The sequence below is a fragment of the Kushneria pakistanensis genome (assembly GCF_014652795.1).
GTDB lineage: Bacteria > Pseudomonadota > Gammaproteobacteria > Pseudomonadales > Halomonadaceae > Kushneria > Kushneria pakistanensis.
On record NZ_BMZM01000003.1, the window covers coordinates 554,864 to 568,724 of the forward strand.

Annotated in this window: 14 protein-coding genes; 10 read left to right on the plus strand and 4 right to left on the minus strand. The window is 60.2% G+C overall.

The genetic code is table 11. The annotated features are described in order from the left end of the window. Window positions 1-83: 83 nt before the first annotated feature. Together serB and IE123_RS12920 are read left to right on the plus strand one after the other, a co-directional pair. A complete protein-coding gene (serB, locus tag IE123_RS12915) occupies window positions 84-1,298 on the plus strand; it encodes a phosphoserine phosphatase SerB (RefSeq protein WP_189518829.1) in 1,215 nt (404 codons plus the stop codon). Window positions 1,299-1,395: 97 nt separating this feature from the next. Continuing rightward, window positions 1,396-3,126: a PilZ domain-containing protein gene (locus IE123_RS12920; RefSeq protein ID WP_189518837.1), complete on the plus strand. Its 1,731-nt coding sequence runs from the start codon at window positions 1,396-1,398 to the stop codon at window positions 3,124-3,126. A 4-nt stretch (window positions 3,127-3,130) separates the two neighbouring features. On the opposite strand, the gene IE123_RS12925 is transcribed toward IE123_RS12920, so the two are convergent. Together IE123_RS12925 and IE123_RS12930 are read right to left on the minus strand one after the other, a co-directional pair. Next, a complete protein-coding gene (locus IE123_RS12925) occupies window positions 3,131-3,460 on the minus strand; it encodes a 5-carboxymethyl-2-hydroxymuconate Delta-isomerase (protein WP_189518839.1) in 330 nt (109 codons plus the stop codon). Between the two features lie 41 nt (window positions 3,461-3,501). Then, a complete protein-coding gene (locus IE123_RS12930) occupies window positions 3,502-3,972 on the minus strand; it encodes a DUF4385 domain-containing protein (RefSeq protein WP_189518841.1) in 471 nt (156 codons plus the stop codon). A 146-nt stretch (window positions 3,973-4,118) separates the two neighbouring features. On the opposite strand from IE123_RS12930, the gene IE123_RS12935 reads away from it, so the two are divergent. The 3 genes from IE123_RS12935 (at window position 4,119) to IE123_RS12945 (ending at window position 7,047) form a co-directional block, all read left to right on the plus strand. Then, a complete protein-coding gene (locus IE123_RS12935; protein ID WP_229819757.1) occupies window positions 4,119-5,510 on the plus strand; it encodes a lytic murein transglycosylase in 1,392 nt (463 codons plus the stop codon). 167 nt (window positions 5,511-5,677) lie between these two features. Then, complete coding sequence (locus IE123_RS12940) at window positions 5,678-6,721, plus strand: M4 family metallopeptidase (RefSeq protein WP_189518843.1); 1,044 nt, start codon at window positions 5,678-5,680, stop codon at window positions 6,719-6,721. After that, window positions 6,718-7,047: a protealysin inhibitor emfourin gene (locus IE123_RS12945; protein ID WP_189518845.1), complete on the plus strand. Its 330-nt coding sequence runs from the start codon at window positions 6,718-6,720 to the stop codon at window positions 7,045-7,047. The genes IE123_RS12940 and IE123_RS12945 overlap by 4 nt, the downstream gene beginning before the upstream one ends. A gap of 4 nt (window positions 7,048-7,051) precedes the next feature. Here the strand turns inward: IE123_RS12945 and epmB are convergent, their stop codons facing one another. Next, on the minus strand, window positions 7,052-8,095 hold the full coding sequence (epmB, locus tag IE123_RS12950; RefSeq protein ID WP_229819758.1) for an EF-P beta-lysylation protein EpmB: 1,044 nt from the start codon (window positions 8,093-8,095) through the stop codon (window positions 7,052-7,054). Window positions 8,096-8,233: 138 nt separating this feature from the next. Here epmB and efp point away from each other — a divergent pair, with 138 nt between their 5' ends. The 5 genes from efp (at window position 8,234) to IE123_RS12975 (ending at window position 13,437) form a co-directional block, all read left to right on the plus strand. Further along, on the plus strand, window positions 8,234-8,800 hold the full coding sequence (gene efp, locus IE123_RS12955; RefSeq protein WP_189518849.1) for an elongation factor P: 567 nt from the start codon (window positions 8,234-8,236) through the stop codon (window positions 8,798-8,800). An 83-nt stretch (window positions 8,801-8,883) separates the two neighbouring features. Continuing rightward, window positions 8,884-9,867 (plus strand): EF-P lysine aminoacylase EpmA, encoded by a 984-nt coding sequence (gene epmA, locus IE123_RS12960; protein ID WP_189518850.1) that lies wholly within the window; start codon window positions 8,884-8,886, stop codon window positions 9,865-9,867. Between the two features lie 104 nt (window positions 9,868-9,971). Then, entirely contained in the window at window positions 9,972-10,508 is a 537-nt protein-coding gene (locus IE123_RS12965; protein WP_189518852.1) for a sugar dehydrogenase complex small subunit, read from the plus strand. A 2-nt stretch (window positions 10,509-10,510) separates the two neighbouring features. Next, window positions 10,511-12,124, plus strand: coding sequence for a GMC family oxidoreductase (locus IE123_RS12970; RefSeq protein WP_189518854.1), 1,614 nt, complete (start codon window positions 10,511-10,513; stop codon window positions 12,122-12,124). 2 nt (window positions 12,125-12,126) lie between these two features. Beyond that, window positions 12,127-13,437: a cytochrome c gene (locus tag IE123_RS12975; protein WP_189518855.1), complete on the plus strand. Its 1,311-nt coding sequence runs from the start codon at window positions 12,127-12,129 to the stop codon at window positions 13,435-13,437. 126 nt (window positions 13,438-13,563) lie between these two features. Here IE123_RS12975 and IE123_RS12980 read toward each other — a convergent pair whose 3' ends face one another. Further along, entirely contained in the window at window positions 13,564-13,860 is a 297-nt protein-coding gene (locus IE123_RS12980; protein WP_189518856.1) for a YciI family protein, read from the minus strand. Window position 13,861: the final 1 nt, after the last annotated feature.

Sequence of the window (13,861 nt, forward strand, 5' to 3'; positions counted from 1 at the left end):
TTGAGGCAGGCGACAACATTGGAAAGGCCGGTGGGGCAACCCCCGGCCTTGAGCTTTTTCCCCAGGGTGTGTGAGAGAACAACATGACGCAAAGGCTGCTGGTACGTGCCATCGGTCAGGTGAAACCGGGCCAGCTGGCGATACTGAGCCAGACACTCAACGCGTGCGATGTCGCTTTGCTGGATATCGATCAACGTGTCACGCAGGGCCAGACGGTGCTTGAGGCGCTGGTCTCCTGTCATGACAGCGCCTCAACGCTGACGCAGCGTCTTCATGCGGCCAGAGAGACGTTTGCAGCTGAGGCAGATCTCGCGCTGTCGGTGCATGAGATCGATCAGGATACGCACGAAAGTGGTCAGTCGCTTCATCTTGTGATGACGCTCATGGCCACGCGGCTGTCAAGGGACCTGCTGGCACGGGTTGACCGGCTGATCAGCAAGTGGGGCCTTGCGATCGAGCGAATGCAGCGTCTGTCCGGGCCATCGTCATTGATCGAGACAGCCCCCGCCGCAGGGGTCTGCCTTGAATATCATTTGCGTGGCGAGGCGGTGAATATCGATGCGCTGAGGCAGGCGCTGCTGGCCTTCGCTGCGCAGGAAGGCGTGGATATCGCCCTGCAGGAAGAAAGCCGCTGGCGCCATCAGCGCCGTCTGATCTGCTTTGACATGGACTCGACCCTGATCAAGGCCGAGGTCATTGATGAGCTGGCACGCCGCCACGGCGTTTATGATGCGGTCGCGGCGATTACCGAGCGGGCCATGCGCGGTGAAATTGACTTCCAGCAGAGCTTTCGCGAGCGCATGAGCATGCTCAACGGACTCAGCGAGTCGGTGCTGGCAGACGTCGCCGACGGACTTGAGCTGATGGACGGGCTGGAGCGTCTGATGACGCAGCTCAGGCGGCTGGGCTATCGCACCGCCATTCTGTCAGGCGGGTTTACCTACTTTGCGCACTATCTGCAAAGGCGACTCGGCTTTGATGAGGTACATGCCAATGAGCTGATCATTGAGGCCGGCGTGGTTACCGGAGAAGTGCATCTGCCGATCGTGGATGCCGAGCGCAAGGCCGTGCTTTTAAAGGAGATCGCCGAGCACCACGGTATTGCCCTTGAGCAGACCGTGGCCGTGGGCGATGGGGCCAACGATCTGAAGATGCTGGCGAGCGCCGGGCTGGGCATTGCCTTTCACGCCAAGCCGCTGGTGCGCGAACAGGCGCGTATCTCGCTCTCTACCCTGGGACTGGACGCTATCCTTTACCTGCTGGGCCACGATGAGCAAACGCTGCAGCAACAGGGGTAGCGCTGCGGCAGACAGCCTTTAACACAGCTCAAGAAAGGCAGTAACATGCCGATATCCCCGGCATTTAGGCACTCAGGCCTGCTCGGTGGATGATCTCATGTTTCCCAGTTCCAATCTCAATGCAAGCAAGGCGCGCCATCTTGATATTGGCGCGCCGGATCAAATCGTCGAGACCTTCGCCGACCTGACCGGTAACGATGCCCGTCTGTCGATACGCTTTGAAGGTCTCGATGTCCAGTACCCCGTGACGCTGGCCAGGCTGGATCGCGATCTGCACCAGTGCATGCTCAGGGCCAGCGATCTTGAGGATCTCAATACCCTGCTGACGCAGCGCCTTCCCTTTTATCTGGATATTCAGCACACCTCGATGTCGATGACCAGTGCGTTGATGCGCCCGCTCCAGGTCAGCGGTCAGGTCGACTGGATCGATATTCGCACAGCGCTGCCGGTATCGCTCAAGCTGACTCGCCAGCGCAACCTGTTCAGGGCCACGCTTGAACGCGGCATGAAGGTCAACATGCTCATGACCGCACAGCGCAACGGCAGTGAGGTCGAAGGGCGGCTGGTGGATCTTTCCATCGGCGGCTGTTTGATAGCGGTCTCGGTCAACGATGCCATCAACTTTCAGATCGGCATGTCGCTGTATCGTCTTCGAGCCGTCTTCCCCAGTGGCGAGGCCTTTGATGCGTCCGGGTGCGTGCGTCATATGCGCTGCAGCGATGACAGCAACGATGTGTTGATCGGGGTGGTCTTTGACGCAAGCCTTGCCGACTTTGAGCGTCGGGTATGGTTCTATGTCCGCGAAATCGAGCGTGAGGCCGTGCGCCTTGAGGCGCCACCCGAACGCCCCGTGGCGCCCTCACGACTTTTTAATGAAGGCAGTGCTGCCCTTGAGGTAGAAGCCGTCGCCACGCCTCAGGAAGAAGCGCTGGCAGCACTGCCCCTTTTTGATAACGTCAGGAATATTGCCCGTGCGCTGGGCGTTCAGCTGATCAACCTGCAGGCCGGCATAAGTCTTGAAACCGCCGTGCTGTGTGAGCAGGCACGCATGCTGCTGTCCCTGTTGCAGGAAGATCGTCAGGCGCTTTTATATGCGCTGGCCTGCGTTGAGCGCCATTCCACACCGCTGGTGTGTCACGGTCTGGCCGTGGCCACACGACTGGCGGATCTGGAAAGTGGCGGTCGCACCACCGAGCAGGTCATACAGATGATGGCCTGCGCAATGGTGCATGACTTTGGCAAGATACTGCTGCCCGAAAACGTACGGCTTCATCAGGGCGTCATGGAAGCGCCACTGCTGTCACATCTGCACGCTCATGTGGAACTCTTGCGTTTTCGCATCGAGCGCGACGGACTCTCCGGCGATGCGCGTCGTGACGTGCTGTTGAGCATCAACGAGCGGCTTGATGGCAGCGGCTATCCGCGCGGGCTGGAGGGTTACTCGCTGAATCGTCTGGCCCGCATGGCCAGCGTCATTGATGCCATTGATGCCATGGGCCGACCGCGCAGTGATCGCCCGGCCTGGCTGGCGCTGGAAATCTATCGCCATATCTTCAATGCCGGAGCACAGTTTGATACGGGCTGCGCCAATCGCTACGTCAAGCGCTACGGGTTTACCCCGATCGGCTCGCTGGTGGCGTTTTCAAGCGGTTTCCAGGCCTGGGTGATGCGCCTTGACGCCAGGGGGCAGCCGTCGCGGGTCCGGGTCGTGCGTGAGCTTACTCATGATAAAAGCATGAATCAGGTGCTGGAGGGGCCCGAACTGGTTCAGCTTGGCACGCTTGAGGGGTGCGTCGGGCGTCACGATAACCACATGACGCCCTGGTGAAATATCAGCGCGAGAAGGTAGCGCTGTCGGTTTCCACCATTTCGACGGTAGCGCTCATGCGCTCGCCCAGATGCGCGTTGATCACTGCCAGCAGGGCTCTGGAAAGCGCAAGACGCTGTTCCTGCGACCGTCCGGTAAACAGGCGCATCTGCAGCGACGCAAAGGGCTTTCGCTCGCCACCCTGACGGGGGTTGGAGATTGCCAGCGCAGCAGCCTTGATCGTATGCGCCTCGAAAAGACCGGAATCCAGCGCGCATTGATGAAGGGCATCCATTAGTGGGTCGAGAATGTCATCGCTCAGCTCGCGCGGATGATGAAAAAGCAGTGTGGGCATACCGGTGCCTCGTCATGAAGGTCTTTCAGCCATGCGGCCTGTCAGCCATAAGCGCGCTGATGGGCCTTCTTGCGTTTGAGATAATCCTCGTCTTCGCGCACCTGTTTCCAGATTTTTTCAAAGATGGCTGCCGATTCGGCCTTCTCCTCATCAATCTGGCGTTCGCGAATCTCGCCATTTTTATCGTATTTGCGCCCCCCGGGATAGTTGGCATAGCGCTTGGCGCGGGTGTGGCCCATCTGGATGAACTTGCGTGCCATGTCCATGCCGACAAAGTCGTCACGCTTTCGGTAGTCTTCAAACATCTCCAGCAGCTTTTGCGACGAGGCCCGGGCATCGTCCGGCGTCTTGAAGCGCCAGTGGGGCAGCAGCTCGCCCTTGTAGGGTTCAACGGTCAGCACCCCCTGTTCACCGCGGCCCACGCGATAGTGCTCAGGGTGCTTTCGACAGTCGGGCTTGTCGCCGTCCTCCTGTTGTGGCTGACCGGTCAGGGCCTCCCTGGACTTGCTCATTGATCCATCCTGTCATCCGTTGACGCTGTTCTGCCGTCTGTCCATGAACCCATGCTGAAATACCGGGACGTTCACTGTGCCCGGCAGTAGTCAATGCCGGGCCTTATCAGCCATGATAGTTCAGCTCAACAGACAGGAAAGCGGTAATGCCATCACAATTTCAGGGAAGACAATTGCCACGCCGACACGCTGCGATGTCGGCCGCGCGGGCTCGCACGCTGATGCTGACGCTGTTGCTGAGCGGCGGCGCCATGCAGGGCTGTCAGGCCGGTGCAGCACCGTCACCGCAGTCGCCTTCATCCTCGCCGGCGCAGACGACGGCTGCCGACGCCGGCAAGGCACAGGGCGCCAGCGATGCCAAAGCGGCCACGACAGCGCCTGCGTCGGCAAATCCGGACGATCAGACGCCCGCCGAGCGTGAGTCGTTTGATCAGTGGGTCAGCGAGTTTCGCCGGAAGGCACAGGCAGAAGGCATTACGCCGGCCACCCTGGACAAGGCGCTGGCAGACGTGCGCTATCAGCCGCGCATCATCGAGCTGGATCGCTCGCAGCCGGAGTTTACCCGGGCCATATGGGAGTATCTGGATGGCGCGGTATCCTCAACGCGCATTGACAATGGGCGCAGAAAGCTGGCCGAGCATCGCAGCGCTGCCGACCAGGCGCAGGCGCAATATGGCGTGCCGGGCTCGGTCATCACGGCCATATGGGGCATCGAGAGCAACTACGGCAGCAACTTCGGCAGCTTCTCGACCATCGATGCCTTTGCCACGCTTGGCTATGAAGGGCGGCGTCATGCCTTTGCTCAGGAGCAGCTGATCGCGGCGCTTCGCATCATCCAGGAAGGCGATATTGATCGCGAGCATATGCTGGGGTCCTGGGCCGGCGCCATGGGTCACACCCAGTTCATTCCCACCAGTTTTCTGGCCTACGCCGTGGATGGTGACAATGACGGGAAGCGCGATATCTGGGGCAGCATCCCTGATGTGATGGCCTCTACCGCCAACTATCTGGCCAAAAATGGCTGGCAGCGCGGTCAGCCCTGGGGTGTGGAAGTGACCCTTCCCGAAAACTTTGACTACACCCGCACCGAGCTTGCCACGCGTCAGTCCACGCAGACCTGGCAGTCGCAGGGTGTTCGCGCCATGCAGGGTCAGACGCTGCCGAATTTCGATCAGGCCTCGGTCATTGCCCCGGCCGGTGCACAGGGGCCTGCCTTTCTGGTCGGTCCCAATTTTCGCGTCATCATGCGTTACAACAACGCTACCAGCTACGCCCTTGCCGTGGCGCTTCTCTCGCAGCGCATCGACGGCGGGCCGGGCGTGCAGGGTGACTGGCCGCGTGATCTGAAACCGCTGTCACGCTCACAGACCAAAGAGATGCAGACCCTTTTGAACCAGAAGGGTTTTGGCACCGGTACGCCGGACGGCATCATGGGCCCCAACACCCGGGATGGGCTGCGGGCATGGCAGCGCAGCGTCGGTAAAACGCCGGACGGCTTTCCCAGCAGCAGCGTGCTGGAGTCGCTGCGTTCGTCGTGACAACACCGGGCAGGGGAAGACAAAAGTCGGTGTGGTGATTCATCACACCTTGAAGTTTCCCCAGCCCATGATCGACTAGGCTTGTCAGTGAAGGGATTCAATTATCAGCAGGGACCGCCGTGTAACAGTGTCGTGCTGTTACTGCGGCAGACAGTCGGAGAGTCATCATGAAGGCGACGCGCAACAATCCTTACGGAGTCATTCCTCCTCATCTTCTCAATTACCTGATTGAAAACGGTAACGACCGCCATCGCCGTTGCGCGTTGAATACCCTGTCACTGGATGCCCGTTTCAGAGCCCGTACCGAGCGGCATACGGCGCCGACCGATGCTCGCCGTGGCCAGCAGGGAGAGCCACTGCGCTATATCTTTGATGCCGGTAATACCATGGAGCTGCCGGGGCGTCAGGTGCGCCGTGAAGGCCAGCATGAGACCGGCGATGAGGCCGTGGATGAGGCCTACGATGATCTGGGGGCCACCTATCGCTTTTTCTCGGAGGTGTTCGGACGTAACGCCATCGATGATGAAGGCGGTGCGCTGCTGGGCAGCGTGCATTACGGCGAGGATTACCAGAATGCCTTCTGGAACGGTTACCAGATGGTGTTTGGTGACGGCGATGGCGACATCTTTCTCTCCTTCACAAAAGCGCTTGATGTCGTGGCCCATGAGCTGATGCATGGCATTACCGAGCGCGAGGCGGGGCTTGTCTATTACAACCAGCCCGGCGCGCTGAACGAGTCCATCTCGGACGTCTTTGGCGTGATGGTCGCCCAGTATGACGCTGGTCAGACGGTTGAAGAAGCTGACTGGTCGATCGGTCGGGCGCTGCTGGCACCAGGTATCAACGGCACCGGACTTCGCTCGATGTCCGAGCCGGGCACGGCCTACGACGATCCGCTGCTGGGACGCGATCCGCAGCCTGGCCACATGCGTGATTTCGTGGAAACCAATGAGGACAGCGGCGGCGTTCATATCAACTCCGGCATTCCCAATCGCGCCTTCTATCTGACGGCCATGGCGCTGGGCGGCTACAGCTGGGAGCGCGCCGGGCGTGTGTGGTATGCAACGCTTTTGGACCGGCGGCTGGCCAATGATGCCGAGTTCAGTGATTTTGCCCGGCTGACGCTGGATCATGCTGCGCGCCTTTTCGAAGGCAATGAAGTCCATGACGCTGTTCAACAGGGCTGGCAGGGTGTAGGAGTCAACGTGTGAGCTATCGACATTCTCTGGGTGAGCGCGCGCGCGTTCGTGTCGCACGTGAAGGCGGCGTGGCCTATATGCCGGCGCTGGCCCGCCCGCGCGAGATCAATTTTCAGGAGTGCTCGCTGTCACAGCGCAAGAAGGTCTGTCAGCTGCTCGATGACGCCGAGCAGCTGAAGTGCCCCGGCGATCAGGCAGGGCAGGGTGACCAGCGCTATTTCCGCATCGTGATCATGCCGGCAGGCAGCGACACCGATGTGATTACTCTGCATGTGCCGGAGCGAAAGGCGCCGAAGCCACTGGTGGCGCTGTGGAAAAACGGCCCCGAGACGGATTGAAACGCTAGCGTGGCGGTACCTGAAGCGGTGTCTTGGCATCGGCGCCGGGTACCTCGCGCACCAGTCGGGGCAGCAAAAAGCCCGGCAGCTGGCCTCGAAGGACGTCATGCAGCTGGCAGGCTTCATGATCCGGTACATCAAAATGTGCCGCGCCCGCTACGGGGTCCAGTACATGGAGGTAGTAGGGCAGAATACCGGCTTCAAAAAGACGCTCGGACAACGCTCTGAGCGTTGCCACATCATCGTTGACGCCGCGCAGCAACACGCTCTGGTTGAGCAGCGTGACGCCCACCCCCTTGAGCCGTTCACAGGCATTGATGACACTGTCATCAATTTCATTGGCATGATTGATGTGCAGCACCATCACCTTTTGCAGCCGCGTGTTCGAGAGCCAGGCCAGCATGGCGTCATCGACCCGGTCGGGGATGACGACCGGCAGGCGGGTATGCAGGCGCAACCGCTTGAGGTGGGAAATGGCGTCGAGCTCACCGACCAGCCAGGCGAGTCGGCTGTCGCTGGACACCAGCGGGTCGCCTCCTGACAGAATGGCCTCGATCAGCGAATCATCATCGCGCAGGTAGTCCAGCGTTTCCCCCCACTGCGCGCGGGAGGCGGCGTGATCCTCATAGGGGAAATGACGCCGGAAGCAGTAGCGGCAGTTGATGGCGCAGGCGCTGCTGGTAATCATCAGAACGCGCGTGGCGTATTTGTGAATCAGCCCGGTCGCGGGGGTATGATCGGCCTCTTCCAGCGGGTCGGTGACATAGCCTGCTACCGCCCGGGTTTCGGCGTCCAGCGGCAGCACCTGACGCAGCAGCGGATCGTTCGGGTCGTCCCTTTTGATGCGTGACAGATAGGCCTGCGGCACCCGGACCTCAAAGGCCTGATGACCGCCTTGCGCGCCCGGCAGCCAGCGCTCGTCCAGGCCAACGGCGGCCAGCAGGGCCTTCGGGTCGCGAATGGCACCGGAAAGCTGTGACTGCCAGCTTCCCCGGGACGCACTATCGTCGCAGGCGATAGAAGAAGAGATAGTCTGCACAGGCTGCATGGTTCGCGTTATCATCGCACACATTCTGATGCTCCGGATTCGATGCGGCTGCATGGCACATCGACTCCGGAGCGTTTTGGTCATTCACTGTCCCCGCAGCGCCGCGGACTCGGGCGGCTGCGAACACAACGAGGCGTTATGGCAAGCTATTCTACCAATGAATTCAAGGGCGGTCTGAAAGTGATGCTCGACGGCGATCCCTGCAACATCGTCGAAAACGAGTTCGTCAAGCCCGGCAAGGGTCAGGCCTTCAACCGCGTCAAGCTGCGCAACCTGATGACCGGTCGTACCTGGGAGCGCACCTTCAAGTCCGGCGAAACGCTGGAAGGCGCCGATGTTCTCGACATCGACATGGAGTATCTCTACAACGATGGCGAGATGTGGCACTTCATGAAGACCGACGGCTCCTTTGAGCAGTTCGCCGCCGACAAGAAGGCCGTGGGTGACACTTCCAGGTGGCTCAAGGAGCAGGTGGTTTACACCATTACGCTGTGGAACGATAACCCCATCTCGGTGACCCCGCCCAACTTCATTGAGCTGGAAGTGGTCGAAACCGATCCGGGCCTCAAGGGCGATACGGCCCAGGGCGGCTCCAAGCCGGCCACCCTGTCGACCGGTGCCATGGTGCGCGTCCCGTTGTTCATCAATCAGGGCGAAACGCTCAAGATTGATACCCGCAGCGGTGAGTACGTCAGCCGCGCATAAGCTGTACCCTGAACTGCTGCAAGCGCCGGGCCTCATGGTCCGGCGCTTGCGTTTTATCCCGTCTCACCAATGGATCATCTGCCATGAGTGCTGCTGACTGGCGACCCGGCGCCACCATCGAGGTACTACACGCGCGTGCGGCCATCATGCGCCGCATCCGTGACTTCTTTCATGCCCGCGACGTGCTTGAGGTGGAAACCCCCGTGCTGGGCCACGCCGGCAGCAGCGATGTGCATCTGGATTCGCTTTCCTTGAGTGCCCGCACGCCAGCCGGTGATACGCGACTCTGGCTGCAGACCTCGCCCGAGTACCACATGAAACGTCTGCTGGCGGCAGGTAGTGGCCCCATTTTTCAGCTCTCGCGTGTTTTTCGCGATGGTGAAGCGGGCCGACGCCACAACATCGAATTCACCATGCTGGAGTGGTATCGCCCCGGGTTTGCCCTTGAAGAACTGATCCAGGAGGTGGCTGATCTGATCGAGACGGTGCTGGCTTCCCCATTGCCACAGGTGCGTCTGCGCCGCTATCGCGAGCTTTTCACGACGCATTTTTCGGTGGACCCGCTGCAGGAAAGTCCCGAGATGCTGGCGGCACTGCGCGATCATGCCGCTCGTCACGCAGGAGCTGATACGACGTCGTGGTCGCGCGATGACTGCTGTGATCTTTTGATGTCACTGGTCATCGAACCCACGCTGGGTCGCGACGGTCTGGATGTCGTCGTTGACTATCCGGCGTCTCAGGCGGCGCTGGCCCGCAAGCGCCGTGACCGCGACGGTACGCTGGTGGCGTCACGTTTTGAGGTCTATCTGGAGGGTATTGAACTGGCCAACGGATTCGATGAGCTGACCGATGCCGACGAGCAGCAAGCGCGCTTTGAGAAGGACAACCAGCAGCGTCTTGCGCTTGGCAAACCCTGCATATCTACGGATCAGAAGCTGATCGATGCCCTGCACTCAGGAATGCCCGCAGGATGTGGTGTCGCCCTGGGAATAGACCGTCTCATCATGCTCGCGCTTGAACGCGAAGATATCGACAGCGTCATGGCTTTCAGCCTTGAAAAGTGCTGATAGGGTCACGCGCCGTGAATTTAATTCAGTTTTACTTCAGAATAGCGCGCCGTGACACTTATTTTTGCTTTCCGTGACCGATGATAACGATGAGAGAACAAGGTATGGACGATCCGAATCGTCAACCGCTGCCCATGGATGGCAAAAAAGGCGGATTGACCAGGCGCCAGCTGCTGGGCGGGGCGATTACAGGCGCTATCGGACTGGCCGCTGCCCGTCTGTTTACCCTTGATGATTTTATAGCCTTGGCGCAGGCCTCGACACCTGATGATGATCTGGTCGAGCGCTTCATGAGCCTTTCCGCGAAGCTGATCCCCCAGTACAACCTTGACCCGGCCATCGGGCGGCGCCTGCTTGATGCGCTGAATCAGCATTTCGAGGATACGCCCGAGTCGCTGGCATACCTGGCACAGGTGATCGATCAGCCCCAGTCGCAGTGGGATGATGCCCAGCGCAACGCCGCCAAACGAGTCCTGTATGGCTGGTACACCGGCATCGTGGGAGAGGGCGAAAAGGCCGTGGTGGTCATCTATGAAGATGCCCTGCAGTTTCGCTGCGTCGAAAATGAATTGATCGTGCGCAGCTATTGTCCCAACAAGCCCGGTTTCTGGGCAGAAAAACCCACGGCCCGGAGCGCTTGACCATGGCACGCGAACATGAAGATTTACAGGCCGATGTGGTCATTGTCGGCTCCGGCGTGGCCGGGGCGCTGATTGCCCACCAGATGTCGATGGCCGGCAAATCGGTGATCATGCTTGAGGCCGGCCCGCGCCGTCCGCGCTGGCAGATTGTGGAAAATTTCCGCAATGCGCCGGACAAGATGGACTTTCAGGCGCCGTATCCCTCCACCGAGTATGCGCCGCACCCGCAGTTCAGCCCTGACAACGGCTATCTGATCCAGAAGGGTGAGCAGGCCTACGACGCCCAGTACCTGCGCGTGGTCGGCGGGACGACCTGGCACTGGGCCGCCTCGACCTGGCGTTACCTGCCCCAGGACTTCGAGCTCAAGAGTCGCTATGGCGTCGGACGTGACTGGCCGATCAGCTATGACGATCTCGAGCACTACTATCAGTGGGCCGAGGAAGAGCTGGGTGTCTGGGGGCCGAGTGACGAAGAGCTGGGCTCGCCGCGCTCCAAACCCTATCCGATGGCGCCGCTGCCACTGTCCTACAACGAAAGCACGGTCAAGACGCGTCTTAATGACAATGGCTTTTATGTGGTCACCGAGCCGGTGGCGCGCAACAGCCGCCCCTACGATCAGCGCCCGACCTGCTGTGGCAACAACAACTGCATGCCCATCTGCCCGATCGGGGCCATGTATAACGGGATCTTTCACGTCGAGAAGGCCGAAAAGGCCGGGGCACGCCTGATTCCCGAGGCGGTGGTGTACCGGGTGGAAGCCGGCGAGGGCGGCCGCATTACAGCCGTGCACTACAAGGACCCGCAGGGGAATGACTACCGCGTGGAAGGGCGCTACTTCGTGCTAGCCGCCAACGGCATCGAAACGCCCAAGCTCATGCAGATTTCGACCAGCGACGCCTTCCCCGATGGCATTGGCAACAGCTCCGGCATGGTCGGTCGCAACCTGATGGATCACCCGGGTACCGGAATCAGTTTCCTGGCCAGCGAGCCGCTCTGGCCGGGTCGCGGACCGCAGGAAATGACCTCGGTCGTGGGCTGGCGTGACGGTGATTTTCGAAGTGAGTACGCCGGCAAGAAACTGCATCAGTCCAACGTTTCGCGCGTGGATCAGATGGCCGATCAGATATTGAGTGCCGATGGTCTGCTGACAGGCCCGGCGCTGGATGAGCGCATCCGTGATCGCGCCTCACGCTATGTGCAGTTTGACTGCTTCCATGAGCTGTTGCCGCATCCGGAAAACCGGATTCGCCCCAGCGCGACGCACAGGGATGCCCTGGGTATTCCCAAACCCGAATTTCATTACGCCATTGATGACTACGTGCGTAAAAGCGCCGTGCATACCCGTGAAGCCTACGGGCGCATTGCCGAGCTGATGGGTGGCACGGAAATCAGCTATAGCGATGACTTTGCCAACAATCAGCATATCTGCGGCACGGTCATCATGGGTGATGACCCGAGCACTGCCGTGGTCGATGGCGATTGTCGCTGCTTTGATCACGACAATCTGTTTCTGGCCACCAGCGGCACCATGCCCACGGTTGGCACTGTCAACTGTACTTTGACGGTTGCCGCACTGGCGCTTCGTATCAGTGACACGCTCAAGCGGGAGGTATGATCATGACCCAGCATGTTTATCGCCATGGTCTTCTCATGATCATGCCACTGGCCCTGCTGGCAGGCAGTGCCACGGCGCTCGGCGCCGATCAGGACCAGCTTGAGCGCGGCGCCTATATTGCCCGCACGGCCGACTGTACGGCCTGTCACACCACCGATGAAGACAAGCCCTTTGCCGGTGGGCTGGCAATGCCCACCCCGATGGGGGATATCTATTCGACCAATATCACGCCTGATCCTGACACCGGCATTGGTGGCTACTCGCTGGAGGAGTTCACGCGGGTACTGCGTGAAGGCGTGGCAAGGGATGGGCACCGTCTCTATCCGGCCATGCCCTATACCGCTTATACCAAAATGCCGGATGAGGATATCCAGGCGCTCTATACCTGGTTTCAGGAAGGGGTCGAGCCGGTGCATCAGGAGAACCGGGAAAGCGATATTCCCTGGCCTTTGAACATGCGCTGGCCGCTGGCGGTCTGGAACTGGGCATTTGTCGATACCGGTGCCTATGAGCCCCGTGACGACAAGAGTGATGAATGGAACCGCGGGGCCTATCTGGTACAGGGGCCGACCCACTGTGGTACCTGTCATACGCCGCGAGGCCTGGCCATGCAGGAAAAGGCCAGCGATGACACCGGCAAGGGGTTTCTGTCCGGTGCCGACCTGGGCGGGTGGCATGCCTTCAACATCACCAGCGATCACAACAGCGGCATTGGTGGATGGAGTGACGATGAGGTCTTCAGCTATCTGAAAACCGGCGCGGCACATGGCAAGGGGCAGGCGGCAGGGCCGATGGGCGAAGCAGTGGAGCACAGCCTGCGCTACATGAGCGACGAGGATATTCGCGCCATCGTGACCTATCTGCGTGATGTGCCGGCCGTCAACGATGGTGATGAGATGCCGCGTTATGGCCATGAAGGGCAGGGCAGCGACGCTTCCCGCCTGCGTGGTCAGGACAGCAGCGACGGCCAGCATACCGGTGAAAATGCCACTGACGGCGCAGCACTTTATCTGGGCAACTGTGCGACCTGTCACCAGGCAGACGGCAGCGGCTCACCGGATGGCTACTATCCGTCGCTGGTGCACAACAGCGTAGTGGGGACGTCACACAGCGATAATCTTACGCAGGTCATCCTCAACGGTGTGCATCGTGCCAACAACGACGGTGAAATCTTCATGCCGGCCTTTCGTGATCAGCTCAGTGATGAGCAGATCTCGGCGCTGGCAAGCTACGTGCAGACGCAGTTTGGCGATCCCGATGCCAAAGGGGTCGATGTCGGCCGCGTGAAGGAGATTCGTGATGACACGCCATAAGTGACACTGGCAGTCACTTCAATACAGACTGGCCCGGTGAATGACCGGGCCGGTTTTTTTATGCAGGCGACGATGTCGATCAGACACCGTCAGGGGAAAGTGTTTTATTTCGGCCTGTCGGCATCTTCAGGCCTGGGGATTGAACAGCCTGATCTCCCGGATCTCGATATGCTCCCACACCCTTTCCTTCACGTAGGGCTCTGTCTCGAGCCAGGCGTCCATGGCCGCCCTGTCCTCAAACTGAAAGTGGGCGTTGGAGCCGATCATTCTGCCGTTGTCATCGAGCATGACGCCGCCGCCGATGAAATGCCCCTGCTGATAAAGCTCGCGAAGGCCCTCCAGATGCGCCTCGCGACAGCCCATACGGCGCTCGAGCGCTCCGTCATCCGTATAATCCCAGGCCAACAGGGTGTACTGCGTCATG